This window comes from Cedecea sp. VD22 (assembly GCF_037150195.1).
Lineage (GTDB): Bacteria > Pseudomonadota > Gammaproteobacteria > Enterobacterales > Enterobacteriaceae > Cedecea.
In genome coordinates, this window is the sequence record NZ_JBBCPX010000067.1 from 1 (window position 1) to 267 (window position 267).

Annotated in this window: 1 pseudogene; it reads left to right on the forward strand. The window is 45.7% G+C overall.

Annotated features, from left to right (window positions below):
• Positions 1-267, forward strand: a pseudogene (locus WFK85_RS23510) (hypothetical protein); the annotation flags it as partial.

A 267-nucleotide genomic window follows, 5' to 3' on the forward strand; every position in this document is an offset into this window, starting at 1 on the left:
CTTGATGGCACGACAAGGAATATTGTTTTAAGAGATGATAAAACAGGGAATCAAATTACAGGGGTATTTCGTCTGGCTTTTTTTGGTGTGCAACACAATTCGATAGATGGATATAACATAACTAGTGTAATGAACGGCGCGGGCCGTTATCCTCAGGGCGGGTGCTCAGGGCGGGTTGGCGTTGGTTATATGCATTGGTACAGATATGGATGGGGAGTGCCAGAAAAAAAGCTGACCTGCTACAGGGAGCTTAGTGGCTCTTTTCAG